The organism is Streptomyces sp. NPDC107550, from assembly GCF_055639095.1.
Window position 1 is genome coordinate 49,506 of record NZ_JBVKBC010000003.1, and the last position, 14,321, is coordinate 63,826.

Here is a 14,321-nt window from a genome sequence, read left to right on the forward strand (position 1 = left end):
GCGCCCGTCCTGAGGGCGCCGCACCCGGGCCCGTACCGCCTGGAAGGCCGTACGTCCACGAGCCCGTACGTCCACGAGCCCGTACGTCCACGAGCCCGTACGTCCACGAGCCCGTACGTCTACGAGCCCGTACTCCTAGAAGAACGTGCGGACGTAGTCCACGACCGTGCCGTCCTCCTCGACGACCGGGATGAGCTGCCACTTGTCGAAGGCCGTGCACGGGTGGGACAGGCCCATGCCGAGCCAGTCGCCGACCTCCAGGCGCGCGCCCTCGTCCAGGCGCAGCCAGCCGTGCTGGTCCGACAGGCCGCTCACCGTGATCCCGGCCGCCTCGCGGACCGTGCCGGAGCCGGCCTCCCGCACGACCTGCGCCTCGGGCAGATCGAGGTCGTATGCGGCGTCGCGCTTGCCCGCGTTCGTGAACGCCTGGCCGGGCGCCGGGTGCGAGACGACCTGCGCCCACAGCCGGAACGCGGGGTGCAGCGCGCCCTCCTCGGGGACCCGGTTGAACGGGGTGAGGTGGCGGTAGTGCCCGTCGTCGTGCGAGACGTACGCGCCCGAGCGCAGCAACTTCAGTACGGGCGCGCTCAGTTCGGGGATCTCGGCGAAGACGTCGGCCACCGCGTCGAACCAGGCCGAGCCGCCCGCGCTGACCACGATCTCGTCGGCCTGGGCGAAGCGGCCCGCCTTGTCGAAGTCCGCGGCGAGCCGCACCAGCCGGCGCAGCCACTCCCGCACCCGCTCGCCGTCCGCCCGCGGGACCTCGCCCTCGTAGCCCGCGACGCCGACGAGCCGCAGCCGGGTCGCGGCGGCCACCGCGTCCGCGACCGCCGCGCAGTCGGCCTCGGTGCGGGCGCCGGTGCGCGCGCCCTCGCCCGCGCCCAGCTCCACGACCACGTCCACCGGGCGCCCGGCGTCCGCGGCGGTCAGGGCGGCCTCCATCTGCTCGGCGCCGCGCACGGAATCGACGTAGCAGACGAAGCGGAAGGAAGGGTCCGCGTCCAGTTCGGCGGCGAGCCAGGCGAGGGCGGCCGGGTCGACCAGCTCGTTGGCGAGGAAGATCCGCTCGATGCCGAAGTGCCGTGCCACGCGCACCTGGTGGGGGACGGCGAGCGTGATGCCCCAGGCGCCGTGCTGGACCTGACGGTGGAACAGCTGCGGGGCCATCGAGGTCTTGCCGTGCGGCGCGAAGGTCAGGCCATGCCGGGCGGAGTAGGACTCCATGAGCGCGAGGTTGTGCTCCAGGCGCTCGGCGGACAGGGCGAGGACGGGCGTGGTGAAGCCGTCCGTGAAGAGGTTGAGCCGGGCCTTGGCCAGCTCGGCGACCGTGCGGCCCTCGGCCCGTGGCGGCAGGCCCTTGAACCGGAAGTCGACGCGCTCGCGCGCCAGCTCCCGCAGCCGGTCCTCGCGGCGCTCGACGGCGTTGTCGGCGGTCATGGAGCCCTCCTCCAGAGCGGACTGTTGCAAAATGTGCAACGGTCATTGCGTATGTCGCTTAGTGCTGTCTAACATCCGAGCCAACGCCGGGTCAACGGAGCCGTTGACCCCCACCAGCGAGGAGAGCGACCCACCGTGACCGTCACCGGACCCGCAAGCCCGCACAGCGCGACCGACGCCCAGGCGCCGGACGTCGTCACGCTCGGGGAGTCCATGGTCACGTTCCTGCCCTCCGTACCCGGGCGCCTCGCCGACGTCCCCTCCTTCGACCGGGGCATCGGCGGCGCCGAGTCCAACGTCGCCTGCGTCCTCGCCGCCGCGGGACACCGCGCCGCCTGGATCAGCCGCGTCGGCGCCGACGGCTTCGGCGACCACCTCGTCGAGGCCATCGGCGCCTGGGGCGTCGACGTCAGCCGCGTACGCCGCGACCCCGCCCGCCCCACCGGCATCTACTTCCGCACCGCCGCCGACCGCTCCGGCGCCGACCACGAGGTCGCCTACTACCGCGCCGGGTCCGCCGCCTCCGCCATGTCCCCGGACACCCTCGACCTCGACGCGCTGCGCGCCGGCCGCGTCCTGCACCTCACCGGCATCACCGCCGCCCTCTCCGCCGACTGCCTGCGCCTGCTGCACACCCTCACCGACAGCGCGCCCTTCGTCTCCTTCGACGTCAACCACCGCCCCGGCCTGTGGCGCGAGAGCGGCGACGCCCGCGTCCTGCTCGACCTCGCCCGCCGCGCCGACCTCGTCTTCGTCGGCGAGGACGAGGCCGAGGACGCCTTCGGCATCACCGGCGGGCCCGACGCGATCCGCGCCGCCCTGCCCGAGCCGCCCCTCCTCGTCGTCAAGCGCGGCGCGCTCGGAGCCGTCGCCTACTGTGGCCCCGAGCGCGCCGCCGAGCCCGCCCCCCGCGTCGACGTCGTCGCCGCCGTCGGCGCCGGCGACGCCTTCGCCGCCGGGTTCCTCTCCGCGACCCTGCGCGGGCTGCCCCTCGCCGCCCGCCTGCGCCACGGCCACCTCTTCGCCGCCGCCGCCCTCACCGTCCCCGGCGACCTCGCCGCGCCCCCGAGCCGCGCCCACGCCGACCGGCTGGCCGCCCTCGACGACGCCGCGTGGGGGACACTGCACCTCGGCCCCGGGTGGACCGGCGCCGCCGCCCCCGGCGCGGGGGCCGCCGAGGAGGTACGTACGCCATGAGCCAGACCGTCGACCGCGCGCTCAGCATCCTGCCGCTGCTCGCCGAGGGACCCGCCGACCTGGGCCAGGTCGCCGACCGGCTCGGCGTCCACAAGTCCACCGCCCTGCGCCTGCTGCGCACCCTGCACGAACACGGCCTCGTGCACCGCCAGTCCGACCAGCGCTACCGGCTCGGCGCCCGCCTCTTCGCCCTCGCCCAGGAAGCCGTCGAGAACCTCGACGTCCGCGAGATCGCCCACCCCCACCTCGTCGAGCTGAACCAGAAGTGCGGCCACACCGTCCACCTCGCCGTCTACGAGGAGAACGAGGTGCTGTACATCGACAAGGTAGAGAGCCGCTACCCGGTGCGCATGTACTCCCGCATCGGCAAGCCCGTCGCCCTCACCGTCGCCGCCGTCGCCAAGCTGCTCCTCGCCGACCTGTCCGAGCCCGAGCGCCGCGCCCTCGCCGACCGGCTCGACTACCCCATGTACACGCCCCGCTCCACCCCCAACGCCGCAGCGTTCCTGCGGGAGTTGGACAAGGTCCGCGAGCAGGGCTGGGCCACCGACCTCGGCGGCCACGAGGAGTCCATCAACTGCGTCGGCGCCCCCATCAGGGGCGCGGACGGCCGCGTCGTCGCCGCCATGTCGGTCTCGGCGCCCAACGTCGTCGTCACCGCCGACGAACTCCTCCAACTGACCCCGCTGGTGCGCCGCACCGCCGACGCCATCAGCCGGGACTACTCCGGCACCGGACCCGCCGCGGGCCCCGGGCCGAAGTCCGCAACCCCCGTCCCCCCGCACACCCCCACCAAGGAGCCGCGTTCCCGATGACCGAGCACACCAGCGCCAAGACCGCCCTCACCCCGGCCACCCACACCACGCCGCCCGCGAAGTTCTCCCACGGCGTCAAGAAGGGCAACATCCTCCAGGTCGCCGGCCAGGTCGGCTTCCTGCCCGCCGAGGAGGGCAAGGCCCCCACCCCGGCCGGACCCACCCTGCGCGAGCAGACCCTCCAGACCTTCGCCAACGTCAAGGCGATCCTCGAAGAGGGCGGCGCCACCTGGGACGACGTCATGATGATGCGCGTCTACCTCACGGACGTCGACCACTTCGCCGAGATGAACGAGATCTACAACGCCTACTTCGAGGAGCAGGGCCTCAAGGAGGCCCCCGCCGCCCGCACGACCGTCTACGTCGGTCTGCCCAAGGGCCTCCTCATCGAGATCGACGCGCTCGCCGTGCTCGGCTAAGGCCTCAGCCTCCCCGGTTCCACCCTGTTCGTCGTCACGGCGCGGCGCCCCTCGAAGCCAGGGGCGCCGCGCCGCGATACCCCCTGCTCCGAAAGCCCCATGCACTTACGAGGTCGACGATGTCCCCGTTCGCTCCGCTCGCCGCCGCGCCGGCGCCCACGCCGCCGCACACCGGCGGTGTGCTCACCGTCATCGGTGGTACCCCCGGTCTGCTGACCGTCGCCGCGCTCGGTATCGCGCTGCTGCTGTTCCTCATCATCAAGGCGAGACTCCAGCCGTTCGTCGCGCTGCTCGCCGTCTCCATAGCCGTCGGCCTCGGCGCCGGCCTGTCGGTCACCGAACTCTTCGGCACCGTCCAGAAGTCCGACGCCGTCTCCACCATCGAGTCCGGCATGGGCGGCACCCTCGGGCACGTCGCCATCATCATCGGCCTCGGCACGATGCTCGGCGCCGTCCTGGAGGTCTCCGGCGGAGCCGAAGTGCTCGCCTCGCGGCTGATCAACCTCTTCGGTGAGAAGCGCGCCCCCCTCGCCATGGGCCTGACCGGCCTGATCTTCGGCATCCCCGTCTTCTTCGACGTCGGCATCTTCGTCCTCGCGCCGATCGTGTACGCGGCTGCCAAGCGCGGCGGCAAGTCGATCATCCTCTACTGCATGCCGCTGCTCGCCGGCCTGTCGATGACGCACGCGTTCCTGCCGCCGCACCCCGGCCCGGTCGCCGCCGCGGGGCTCCTCAAGGTCGACCTCGGCTGGGTCATCCTCATGGGCATGATCTGCGGCATCCCCGCCGTGCTCGCCGCGTGGGGCTGGGCCGCCTGGATCGGCAAGCGGATCTTCGTCCCCGTACCGCAGGACATGGTGGAGGCCGCCGAGGAGGCCAGGGCCGCGCTCGAAGCCGACCAGCGGGCCGCCGGGGTCGTCCCCACCGAGAAGCCCGTCCCGCTCGGCACCGTCTTCACCATCATCGGTACGCCGCTGGTCCTGATCCTGCTATCGACGTTCTCCTCGATCGCCTTCGACCCCTCCACGGGCCGCTCCGTCATCGAGTTCTTCGGGCACCCCTTCGTCGCGCTGACGCTCGCGCTGCTCCTCGCGTACTACCTGCTCGGCATCCGGCGCGGCTGGTCCCGCAAGTCCCTTGAGCAGGTCTCCACCGCCTCGCTCAAGCCGGTCGGCAACATCCTGCTCGTCGTCGGCGCCGGCGGTGTCTTCGGCGCGGTCCTCAAGGAGAGCGGCATCGCGCAGGCGCTCGCCGACACGTTCAACGACGTCGGCCTGCCCGTCATCGTCCTCGCCTACCTGATCTCCCTCGTGCTGCGCGTCGCCCAGGGCTCGGCCACGGTCGCCATCGTCACCACGGCCGGCATCGTCGCCCCGCTCCTGTCGGAGGGCCACCACTCCCAGGCGTTCGTCGCCCTCGTCATCATGGCGATCTCCGCGGGTTCCATCTTCGGCTCGCACGTCAACGACGGCGGCTTCTGGATGGTCTCCAAGTACTTCGGCATCTCCGAGCGCGACACGCTCCGCTCCTGGACGATCCTGGAGTCGGTCCTGTCCCTCGCCGGGTTCGCGGTCGCCGCGGTGCTCAGTCTGTTCGTCTAGCGCCTTACCCCCGGATGAGGCCGGGCTCGCTCCGAGGGGGCGGGCCCGCGTTCCGTACGGCCCCGGGGGCAGCGCCGCACAGAGTCGTCCGCCATACTTCGGCCCGTGGAGCAGCGTATGGAGAGTCAGAAGGTCACGCCCGTCACCGGTGCCGGTTTCGACCCGGCGTACGTTCCCGGCCTGACGTCTCCCGTCCCGGAGACGGTCGTCGAGGACACGGTCACGGAGCCCCAACTCGCCGAGCGGACCGAGGAGTCCGCGCCGGCCGACGAGCCGGCCGAGGAGGTGGCGACCCGCACCGAGCCGGCCGGCGACGAGGACGACGCGGTCGACGCGGTCGACGACGACGGGCCTGTCGTCGAGGCGCGGGACCGGCGCGGGTCCATCGTCGTGGACGCGCGGGGTGTGCGGTTCACGCTGGACGACCAGGAGGCGGAGTTCGACTGGGACGAGATCAGTGCGGTGGAGGTCGGTACGGCCCGTAAGCGGCTGACGGTGACCGTCCATACGCCCAACAGCCGTTGGTATCCCAATGATGTGGAGGCGGCGTCCAAGGGGCGGGCGGAGGAGTGGGCCTCGGCGATTGACGCTGCGCTGGACCGGTACTTCGAGGAATAGCGGGCGTTTTCCTCCCCGGCGCCCTTAAGGAAGTTCTCCGGCGGAGGCCGCTTGTAGTCACCGTCTCGCGCAGTTCCCCGCGCCCCTGGGTGGGTGGGCCTGCCCGTGGTTCGTCACCTTTCGGCCGGTGGGGCTTCTCGCGCAGTTCCCCGCGCCCCTGTCGGGGCGACTGCGTCGCCACCTCCTCCCCTGGGGAGCTGGGGCGAAGCCCCGCTCCTCAGGGGCGCGGGGAACTGCGCGACCAGCCACCCACCGGGCCGCAGGCGAGGTGCGACCGGGCGTCGAGGGCAGCGGGCCTCGGCCGGAGAAATTTCGTGGGGGTCAGTCGCGGACGCGGGTCGCTCGGGCGCGGGCCACCGCTGGATACCGCACCGTAAAAGCAATCGGCACCGCCAGGAACACCGCCGTGATGACACCCCGGGCCACCCCACTCCCCGCCCACACGAACTGAAGCACCCCGCTGACCGAGAAGCAGACCGCCCACACCACGGTGATCACCACGTTCACCCGGTGGAAGACGGGGTTGTCCCACAGCGCCCGCGGCACCTGCGTACGGGCGATGCCGAGCGTGAACGGCCGCCCCACCGCCAGCGACCCCCACGCGATCAGCGCCAGCCACAACGACGACGCCGGCGACGCGTAGTGCCCGACCCGCTCGGGGTCCGACGAGGCGAACGCCACCACCACGCACCCCGCGAAGAACACCGCCGCCCCCGCCTCGATCACCAGCGCGTCCCACGCGACCCCCGACCGCCGCTGCCACGCGGTGAGCGCCACCGCCAGAACGAGCCCGAGCAGCAGCGCGTACCGCGCGTCGATCACCCCGATCAGCGCGCTGACCGCGATCCACGGCAGGAAGCTGCGTACGTAGGCCATGAGGTCCCCCAGTCTCGTGACGCCCCCAGGATCACGTTCCTGAGGTGACATGTCGAAAGTAGAACGTCCGGAACCGACATGTCAATAGTGGAACGTCGGCGCTACAGTGGACGCATGAGCCTTCGACACGCACTCCTCGGCCTGCTCGCGGACGGCCCGGCCAGCGGCTACGACCTGCTCGGCACGTTCCGTACGACGCTGGAGAACGTCTGGCCCGCCACCCAGAGCCAGATCTACACCGAGCTGACCAAGCTCGACGCCGCCGGGCTGATCCGGGTCGCGGCCGAGGGCCCCCGGGGCCGCAAGACGTACGAGATCACGGACGACGGCCGGGCCGCGCTGCGCACCTGGCTCCTGGGGGCCGCGCCGAACGGCTACCGCCGCAACGACGTCCTGCTGCGCGTCTTCCTGCTCGGCACCGTCACCCCGCCCGAGGCCCGCGCCTTCCTGCACGGCCGCGCCGAGTCGGCCACGGCCAACCTGGAGGCGCTGACCGCGTTCGACAAGTCGATGGACTGGGGCGACGATCCGCTCTCCCTGTACGGGCGGCTCACCCTGGAGTGGGGCAAGCGGTTCATGGCGATGCAGGCCGAGTGGGCGCGCTGGGCGGAGCGGGAGGTGGCGGGCGCGGGGGAGTGAGGGCCGCCCGGCGGGAGCCGGCAGCGCCGCCGGGGGAGCGGCGGCGCTGCGCCGTCCGGTGCGATGCGTACCGGGATACAAGTTGGTCCAGACCATTGGGCGTGTCAAGGGGGTGGACGTCGGTTCCGGGCCAACCCCGGGGCCGGGTCCGCGTGAACAGTGCGAAGTGGGGTGTTGCCGGGCGCCCTCGTGGATATGGTGCTCAGGCAGGAGCACCGCGCCGTGCGGTACGGCGTGCGGTGCCCCGCGCCGAGCAGGGAGCGCAGAGCGACCGGGGGGTTCACGCGTGCCGACCGCCATAGCCGTCACCGGCCCCGACCTGGTCATCGGTTCGCCGGACCGGCACACGCCGACCGCCGCCGTGCTCCCGCTCGGCGAGCCGCCCGAGACCTACCCGCTCGACCGCGCGATCACCGATGTCCACACCCTGATCGAACAGCACGGGTACGTGATCGCCCTGTGCCCGCACGGATCGACGGACGCGGCCGTACACCGGCTGTACGCGATCCGTTCCGTGCTGGAAAGCGACCGGATCGCCATCCTGCGGCCCGAGTTGCCGCCGCTCGGCCTCGCCGTGCTCGCGCTGCAACTGCGCCAGCTGTCCGTCTGCGACTTCAGCCCCGGCGTCCTCGCCTGCGCCGCCCGGCTGCTCGCCCACTACATCTACGCCGGTGCCGTCGTCGGCTCCGTCGCCCGGCTCGACCGCGTCCCCGTCAGCCTCAAGACGCACGCCAAGTCGTGGTCGCCGGGCGCCCAGTTCGCCGTACTGGCGTCCCCGCAGCCGGAGTTGCTGCGCATCACCGGCGAGGAGACCCCCGCAGGCCCGGCCTTCGCCACCCGCATGTTCTACGCGTCCGGACAGGCCGACCCCGCCTGGGTGACCGAAGTCCTCGCCCCCGCCTGGCGCGTGCAGAGCGTCAGCGAGGTGCGGCTGCCCGCCGACTCGCCGCGCTGGTGGGCCACCGGCAAGGGCAACGGCCCGGGAAAGATCGTGGAGTTCGCCGCCGCCGTCCCCGACATCTCCGTCCTCTACCAGCTTGTCTCCTCCGTGCGGCGCGAGGAGTGCCGCTGGTGCGGGCTCGAACTCATCGGCGACCGCTGCGGGTTCTGCTCCGCGCCGCTGGCCGCCGAGTCACCGCCCGAGCGGCCCGGCGCCCGGCGCGCCTCCCTCGCGCCCGCCGCCGCCCCGGCCCGCGCCGCCCTGCCCCGCGCCCCCCACTGACCCCGGCCGCCCCCGACCCCGTACGACCGCAAGGCCCGTAGCACCGCGAGACCCGTAACCGCAAAACCCGTAAGACCGCAAAGCCCGTAAGGCCCCGACCACGTAAGACCCGTCGTCCGCCCCGCCTAGCAACGAGGTTGTCCGGTCCATGAACTCACGTCAGCGCCGCGGCGTCGTCCTCCTGATCGTCTCGGCCCTGTGCGCCGTCGGCGCCTTCGCCGGCGTGCTCGCCGTGATCAAGGACGTGCGCTCCGAGGTCGGCCCGGAGACCACCGCGTACCGGCTGCGGCAGGACGTGGCGCCGTACAAGGAGCTGACGCAGGACCAGTTCGAGAAGGTGTCGATGCCCAAGCGGTGGCTGTCCGCGACGGCCGTCACCCGGCTCGGCGACATCCGCGGCAAGATCGCCGTCACCCAGCTCAAGAAGGGCTCCCTGCTCCAGTCCGACATGATCGTCCAGCGTCCCCGGCTCAAAGCGGGCCAGCAGGAGATCGCCATCATGATCGACGCGGAGACCGGCGTCGCCGGCAAGATCGACCCCGGCGCCAAGGTCAACATCTACGCCACCTTCAAGGCCGAGAACGACAAGCAGAAGGACCAGTCGAAGGTCATCGTGGAGAACGCCGAAGTCCTCGACGTCGGCAAACTCACCCCCATCGACCAGCAGAACGCCGACGACCGCGGTGCCGCCCGGCGCCAGGGCGAGGCCGTCCCCATCACGTTCGCGCTCGGCTCGGGCGACGCCCAACGCGTCGCGTACGCCGAGTCGTTCGCCTCCCACGTCCGGCTCGCGCTGGTCGCCCCCGGCGACTCCGGCACGATCCCGCCCGGCGACCGCTCGTACACCCTGGACGAGGACAAGTGAGCGCGCCCGCACCCGGAACCGGGCCCGGCGGCATCGGCGCCCCGCGCCGGGGAACCCCGTACGCACCCCGCGCGGCAGCGCACCCCGTGACCCCGGCCCCCCGAAAGGCAGGCGTCCGATGACCACCCGCATCCTCCCGGCGATCGGCGACCCGGAAGGCGCCCGCGCGCTCATCACCCTGCTCTCCCAACTGCCCGACACCGAGCCCGCGCCGCCCGTCACCGACTCCACCGCCCTGCTCGACCTGCTGGCGCGGCTCGCCGCCGAGTCCCTGGACGAGCTGCCCGAGGTCGTCCTCGTCCACGAACGCATCGGTCCCGTACCGGCGTTGGACCTCATCCGCGATCTCGTGCTGCGCTTCCCCGCCGTGGGTGTCGTCCTCGTCACCGCCGACACCAGCCCCGCGCTGCTGACCGCCGCGATGGACAGCGGCGCCCGCGGTATCGTCGCCTTCCCCCTCGGCTACGACGCCCTCGCCGAGCGCGTCCACGCCGCCGCCTCCTGGTCCGCGGGCATGCGCCGGCACCTCGCGGGCGGCAGCGGCGGCGACCTCGTCCCGGCGGGCGGCGGCGGCCGGGTCGTCGCCGTCACCGGCGCCAAGGGCGGGGTCGGCACCACCGTCGCCGCCGTCCAACTCGCCCTCGCCGCGCGGGCGTCGGGCCACAGCGTCGCCCTGCTCGACCTCGACCTCCAGTCCGGGGACGTGGCCTCCTACCTCGACGTGCAGTTCCGGCGCTCGATCGCGGACCTCGCCGCCATCCGCGACATCACCCCGCGCGTCCTCCAGGACGCCGTCTTCACCCACGAGAGCGGCATCGACCTGCTCCTCGCCCCCGCCGACGGCGAACGCGGCGAGGAGGTCACCGACCGCGTCGCCCGCCAGGTCGTCCACGCCCTGCGCGCCCGCTACGAGGTCGTCGTCGTCGACTGCGGCACCCAGATGGGCGCCGCCAACGCCGCCGCCATCGAACTCGCCGACCAGGCCGCCCTGTTGGTCACCCCGGACGTCGTCGCGGTGCGCGCCGCCAAGCGCATGGTCCGGCTCTGGGACCGCCTCCAGATCCGCAAGGCGGAGGAGACGCTCACCGTCGTCAACCGGCAGTCACGCGCCGCCGAGATCCAGGCCGCCCTGGTCGAGAAGGTCACCGGCACGAAGGCCGCCGCGACCGTGATCCCCGCCGCCTACAAGGAACTCCAGACCGCCGTCGACGCGGGCCGCATGCAGGACCTCGACAACCGCTCGACCGTCAAACAGGCGCTGTGGGCCCTCGCCGCCGAACTCGGCCTGGTCGCCGCCCCCGCCCCCGAGCACGGCGGCCGCCGCTCCCGCCGCCGCTCCGACAAAGGCGCGGTCACCCTGGAGTTCGCGGCCATGTTCCCGCTCGTCCTCGTCGTCATGGCCCTGATGTGGCAGTGCGTCCTGTACGGCTACACGTACTCCCTCGCCGGGAACGCGGCGGACGAGGCGGCCCGCGCCGCGACCTCCGCCGAGGCCAGCCACGGCGACAGCGCCGGGGCCTGCGCCGCCGCCGGCCGTTCCCATCTGCCCTCCGCGTGGCAAGGGGCGGACATCGGCTGCGCCGACGACGGCACGGTCATGCGGGCCACGGTCAAGGTCGACGTCCCCCTGTTCTTCCCCGGCGTCAACCCCGGCTGGAAGGTGACGGGGACGGCGGGCGCGGCCTCGGAGACGGTCCGGTGAGCGGGCGGCGTGTGCGGGTCGGAGGGGGCGGTGCTCGGGCGGGCGGTGGCGGGGGGCGCCGGGCCCATGGCCTTCGTACGGGAATCCGGCGTGCCCTGCGTGCGCGGCTGCGCGGGGACCGGGGCGTGTCCATGCTGGAGTTCGCCGGGTTCCTGCCGTTCCTGCTGGTCATCGGCATGGCCGCGATCCAGCTCGGCCTCGTCGGCTACGGCGCCAGCCAGGCCGGGAGCGCCGCCCGCGCCGCCGCCCGCGCCGAGTCCCTGCACCCCGGCACCGCCCAGACCGCCGCCTCGGCCTCGGCCAGTGGCTGGCTCGACCCCAGGGCGACCGTGAGCGGCGGCGACACGGTCACCGCCGAGGTCACCGTCCACGTACCGGCGGTCATCCCGCTGTTCGGCGGCGGCTGGGACCTGCACCGCTCCGCCACCATGCCGAACGACCAGACCGACCGTACGCACGTCACCGGCAGCGCGCACCTCACCGCCCGGCCAGACCTCACCGGCCCCACGATCCTCGCTGATGGCCCGCGCCTCACCGGCCGCAAGACCCTCGCTGACCCCACGCACCTCACCCACCGCACGCCCCCCACCCACCGCACCGACGACGGGAGCCCGCGATGAGCCTGCGCAACCGGGTCGTCGCCACCCGCGACGGCGTCGCCCCCGGCACGCCCCCCGACCGCGACGAGGGCCTGATCGCCGTCTACCGGGCCAAACTCCTGGAGGAGATCGACCTCGCCGAGATGTCGGCGCTCCAGGCCGACGACCGCCGCGTCCGCCTCGAACGCGTCCTCGGCCACATCATCAGCCGCGAGGGCCCCGTCCTCAGCACCGCCGAACGCGCGCAGCTCATCCGCCGCGTCGTCGACGAAGCCCTCGGCCTCGGCATCCTCGAACCGCTCCTCGCCGACGCCTCCGTCACCGAGATCATGGTCAACGGCCCCGACGCGATCTTCGTGGAGCGTTCAGGCCGCGTCGAACAGCTCCCGCTGCGCTTCGCCTCGCACGAGCAGCTCATGCAGACCATCGAGCGCATCGTCTCCACCGTCAACCGGCGCGTGGACGAGTCGAATCCGATGGTCGACGCCCGCCTGCCCTCCGGCGAACGCGTCAACGTCATCATCCCGCCGCTCGCCCTGACCGGCGCCACCCTCACCATCCGCCGCTTCCCGCGCGCGTACAGCCTCACCGAACTCATCGAACTCGGCTCCCTGGACGAGCACATGCTCATGCTGCTCGCCGCCTGTGTCCGCGCCCGGTTCAACATCATCGTCAGCGGCGGCACCGGCTCCGGCAAGACCACCCTGCTCAACGCCCTGTCCGCGCTGATCCCCGCGCACGAACGCATCATCACCATCGAGGACTCCGCCGAACTCCAGCTCCAGCAGGACCACGTCATCCGCCTGGAGTCACGGCCCCCGAACGTCGAGGGCAAGGGCCAGGTCACCATCCGCGACCTCGTCCGCAACAGCCTGCGCATGCGCCCCGACCGCATCATCGTCGGCGAGGTCCGCGGCGGCGAGACCCTCGACATGCTCCAGGCCATGTCCACCGGCCACGACGGCTCGCTCGCCACCGTCCACGCCAACACCGCCGAGGACGCCCTCACCCGCCTCCAGACACTCGGCTCGATGTCCGAGGTCGACGTCCCCTTCGAGGCGCTGCGCGACCAGATCAACTCCGCCGTCGACGTCCTCGTCCAGCTCACCCGGCACGCCGACGGCTCCCGCCGGGTCAGCGAGATCGCCCTGCTCGTCTCGCACGGCCGCGAGCAGTTCACCATCGCGCCCGTCACCCGGTTCGTCGTCCAGCCCTACGTCACCGGCACCACCGACGTCGAACGCCGCCGCGTCCGCGGCTACTACGAGCATCTGCCGCTGCCCCGCCGCGTCGCCGACCGGCTGTACATCGCGGGGGAGTCCGTGCCGCCCGCGTTCGGCGTGGTCGAGTCCGTCGACGCCCGCCACACCAGGGAGGCCACCGGATGACCACCAGCGTCCTCATCGCCCTCGGCGCCACCGCCCTGACCTGCGTCGTCGCCATCGCTGGCGCCCATGTCTACGCCTCGGGCCGCGCCCAGCGCCAGGCCCTCGTGGACCGCCTCGACGACTACGGGGGCGCCCGCTCCGGCGCCGGCTCCCGCACGCGCCGCTTCACCGGCATCGACCGCCGGCTGCGCCGCACCCGGCTCGGCCGCGCCATCCAGCTACGTCTGTCGGCGACGGGCCTGGACGTCAGCGCGGGCGAGTTCGCCGTCTACGTCACCGCGCTCGTCGTCGGCCTGTGGGTGCTCGCCGCGTCCACCCTCGCCCCGTTCTTCGGGCCCATCGCGGGTGCCGTCGCCGTCTGGGCCGCCGTCATCTTCCTCAACTGGCAGCGCCAGAAACGCATCGAGGCGTTCATCAACCAACTCCCCGACGTGGCACGCCTGCTGGCCAACGCCACCGCCGCCGGACTCGCCCTGCGCACCTCCCTCGCCATGGCGGCGGAGGAACTGGAAGCCCCGGCGGGCGAGGAACTGTCCCGCGTCGCCGACCAGTTGTCGCTCGGCCGGTCCGTGGACGACGCCCTCGACGAACTCGCCGCCCGGCTGCCCTCCCGCGAACTCATCGTCCTCGTCACCACCCTCGTCCTCGCCAACAAGGCGGGCGGCACGGTCGTCTCCTCGCTGCGCAACCTCACCCAGACGCTGGAGGACCGCAAGGAGACCCGCCGCGAGATCCGCACCATGCTCTCCGAGGTCAACGCCACCGCGTTCACCGTCCCCCTGCTCGGCGTCGGCTCGCTGCTCCTCGTCAACTCCTCGAACGACGGCGCCCTCGCCCGCGTCACCGGCTCCGGCATCGGCCAGGCCCTCATCCTGATCGCCCTCGGCCTGTACGCGGTCGGGTTCTTCGTCATCCGCCGCCTCGGCAAGATCGAGGTGTAGGC

At 72.8% G+C, this 14,321-nt stretch carries 14 protein-coding genes; 12 read left to right on the forward strand and 2 right to left on the reverse strand.

What is annotated here, in order from left to right; all coding sequences use genetic code 11:
• Positions 1–135: 135 nt before the first annotated feature.
• Positions 136–1,437, reverse strand: coding sequence for an alanine racemase (locus tag ACZ7LY_RS05315; protein WP_471623175.1), 1,302 nt, complete (start codon positions 1,435–1,437; stop codon positions 136–138).
• Positions 1,438–1,572: 135 nt separating this feature from the next.
• Here ACZ7LY_RS05315 and ACZ7LY_RS05320 point away from each other — a divergent pair, with 135 nt between their 5' ends.
• The 5 genes from ACZ7LY_RS05320 to ACZ7LY_RS05340 all read left to right on the forward strand — a co-directional run bounded on the left by ACZ7LY_RS05320 (position 1,573) and on the right by ACZ7LY_RS05340 (position 6,087).
• Positions 1,573–2,634, forward strand: coding sequence for a sugar kinase (locus tag ACZ7LY_RS05320; protein ID WP_471623176.1), 1,062 nt, complete (start codon positions 1,573–1,575; stop codon positions 2,632–2,634).
• Positions 2,631–3,449, forward strand: coding sequence for an IclR family transcriptional regulator (locus ACZ7LY_RS05325; protein ID WP_471623177.1), 819 nt, complete (start codon positions 2,631–2,633; stop codon positions 3,447–3,449). The genes ACZ7LY_RS05320 and ACZ7LY_RS05325 overlap by 4 nt, the downstream gene beginning before the upstream one ends.
• Positions 3,446–3,868 (forward strand): RidA family protein, encoded by a 423-nt coding sequence (locus ACZ7LY_RS05330; protein ID WP_471623178.1) that lies wholly within the window; start codon positions 3,446–3,448, stop codon positions 3,866–3,868. The genes ACZ7LY_RS05325 and ACZ7LY_RS05330 overlap by 4 nt, the downstream gene beginning before the upstream one ends.
• Positions 3,869–3,987: 119 nt before the next feature.
• Entirely contained in the window at positions 3,988–5,469 is a 1,482-nt protein-coding gene (locus tag ACZ7LY_RS05335) for a GntP family permease (RefSeq protein ID WP_471623179.1), read from the forward strand.
• Positions 5,470–5,574: 105 nt separating this feature from the next.
• The gene (locus ACZ7LY_RS05340) at positions 5,575–6,087 is read left to right on the forward strand and encodes a hypothetical protein (RefSeq protein ID WP_471623180.1); all 513 of its coding nucleotides are present in this window, start codon (positions 5,575–5,577) and stop codon (positions 6,085–6,087) included.
• A gap of 321 nt (positions 6,088–6,408) precedes the next feature.
• Here the strand turns inward: ACZ7LY_RS05340 and ACZ7LY_RS05345 are convergent, their stop codons facing one another.
• On the reverse strand, positions 6,409–6,963 hold the full coding sequence (locus tag ACZ7LY_RS05345) for a hypothetical protein (RefSeq protein ID WP_471623181.1): 555 nt from the start codon (positions 6,961–6,963) through the stop codon (positions 6,409–6,411).
• A gap of 114 nt (positions 6,964–7,077) precedes the next feature.
• Between ACZ7LY_RS05345 and ACZ7LY_RS05350 the strand changes: the two genes are divergently transcribed.
• The 7 genes from ACZ7LY_RS05350 (at position 7,078) to ACZ7LY_RS05380 (ending at position 14,319) form a co-directional block, all read left to right on the forward strand.
• The gene (locus ACZ7LY_RS05350) at positions 7,078–7,602 is read left to right on the forward strand and encodes a PadR family transcriptional regulator (RefSeq protein WP_471623182.1); all 525 of its coding nucleotides are present in this window, start codon (positions 7,078–7,080) and stop codon (positions 7,600–7,602) included.
• Between the two features lie 286 nt (positions 7,603–7,888).
• On the forward strand, positions 7,889–8,824 hold the full coding sequence (locus tag ACZ7LY_RS05355; RefSeq protein ID WP_471623183.1) for a hypothetical protein: 936 nt from the start codon (positions 7,889–7,891) through the stop codon (positions 8,822–8,824).
• Between the two features lie 148 nt (positions 8,825–8,972).
• On the forward strand, positions 8,973–9,689 hold the full coding sequence (cpaB, locus tag ACZ7LY_RS05360; protein ID WP_471623184.1) for a Flp pilus assembly protein CpaB: 717 nt from the start codon (positions 8,973–8,975) through the stop codon (positions 9,687–9,689).
• 118 nt (positions 9,690–9,807) lie between these two features.
• Positions 9,808–11,391 (forward strand): AAA family ATPase, encoded by a 1,584-nt coding sequence (locus tag ACZ7LY_RS05365; protein ID WP_471623185.1) that lies wholly within the window; start codon positions 9,808–9,810, stop codon positions 11,389–11,391.
• Positions 11,392–11,522: 131 nt separating this feature from the next.
• Positions 11,523–12,011 (forward strand): TadE/TadG family type IV pilus assembly protein, encoded by a 489-nt coding sequence (locus ACZ7LY_RS05370; RefSeq protein WP_471623495.1) that lies wholly within the window; start codon positions 11,523–11,525, stop codon positions 12,009–12,011.
• Positions 12,008–13,378, forward strand: a complete 1,371-nt coding sequence (locus tag ACZ7LY_RS05375; RefSeq protein WP_471623186.1) for a CpaF family protein — start codon at positions 12,008–12,010, stop codon at positions 13,376–13,378. The genes ACZ7LY_RS05370 and ACZ7LY_RS05375 overlap by 4 nt, the downstream gene beginning before the upstream one ends.
• Positions 13,375–14,319 carry a type II secretion system F family protein gene (locus tag ACZ7LY_RS05380; protein ID WP_471623187.1) on the forward strand — a complete coding sequence of 315 codons (945 nt, stop codon included), beginning with the start codon at positions 13,375–13,377 and terminating at the stop codon, positions 14,317–14,319. Before ACZ7LY_RS05375 ends, ACZ7LY_RS05380 begins: the two co-directional genes overlap by 4 nt.
• Positions 14,320–14,321: the final 2 nt, after the last annotated feature.

Coding starts and splice junctions, on each gene's coding strand:
- ACZ7LY_RS05315 (WP_471623175.1), bottom strand. CDS start 1,437: ATGACCGCCGACAACGCCGTCGAGCGCCGCGAGGACCGGCTGCGGGAG.
- ACZ7LY_RS05325 (WP_471623177.1), top strand. CDS start 2,631: ATGAGCCAGACCGTCGACCGCGCGCTCAGCATCCTGCCGCTGCTCGCC.
- ACZ7LY_RS05330 (WP_471623178.1), top strand. CDS start 3,446: ATGACCGAGCACACCAGCGCCAAGACCGCCCTCACCCCGGCCACCCAC.
- ACZ7LY_RS05335 (WP_471623179.1), top strand. CDS start 3,988: ATGTCCCCGTTCGCTCCGCTCGCCGCCGCGCCGGCGCCCACGCCGCCG.
- ACZ7LY_RS05345 (WP_471623181.1), bottom strand. CDS start 6,963: ATGGCCTACGTACGCAGCTTCCTGCCGTGGATCGCGGTCAGCGCGCTG.
- ACZ7LY_RS05350 (WP_471623182.1), top strand. CDS start 7,078: ATGAGCCTTCGACACGCACTCCTCGGCCTGCTCGCGGACGGCCCGGCC.
- cpaB (WP_471623184.1), top strand. CDS start 8,973: ATGAACTCACGTCAGCGCCGCGGCGTCGTCCTCCTGATCGTCTCGGCC.
- ACZ7LY_RS05365 (WP_471623185.1), top strand. CDS start 9,808: ATGACCACCCGCATCCTCCCGGCGATCGGCGACCCGGAAGGCGCCCGC.
- ACZ7LY_RS05370 (WP_471623495.1), top strand. CDS start 11,523: ATGCTGGAGTTCGCCGGGTTCCTGCCGTTCCTGCTGGTCATCGGCATG.
- ACZ7LY_RS05375 (WP_471623186.1), top strand. CDS start 12,008: ATGAGCCTGCGCAACCGGGTCGTCGCCACCCGCGACGGCGTCGCCCCC.
- ACZ7LY_RS05380 (WP_471623187.1), top strand. CDS start 13,375: ATGACCACCAGCGTCCTCATCGCCCTCGGCGCCACCGCCCTGACCTGC.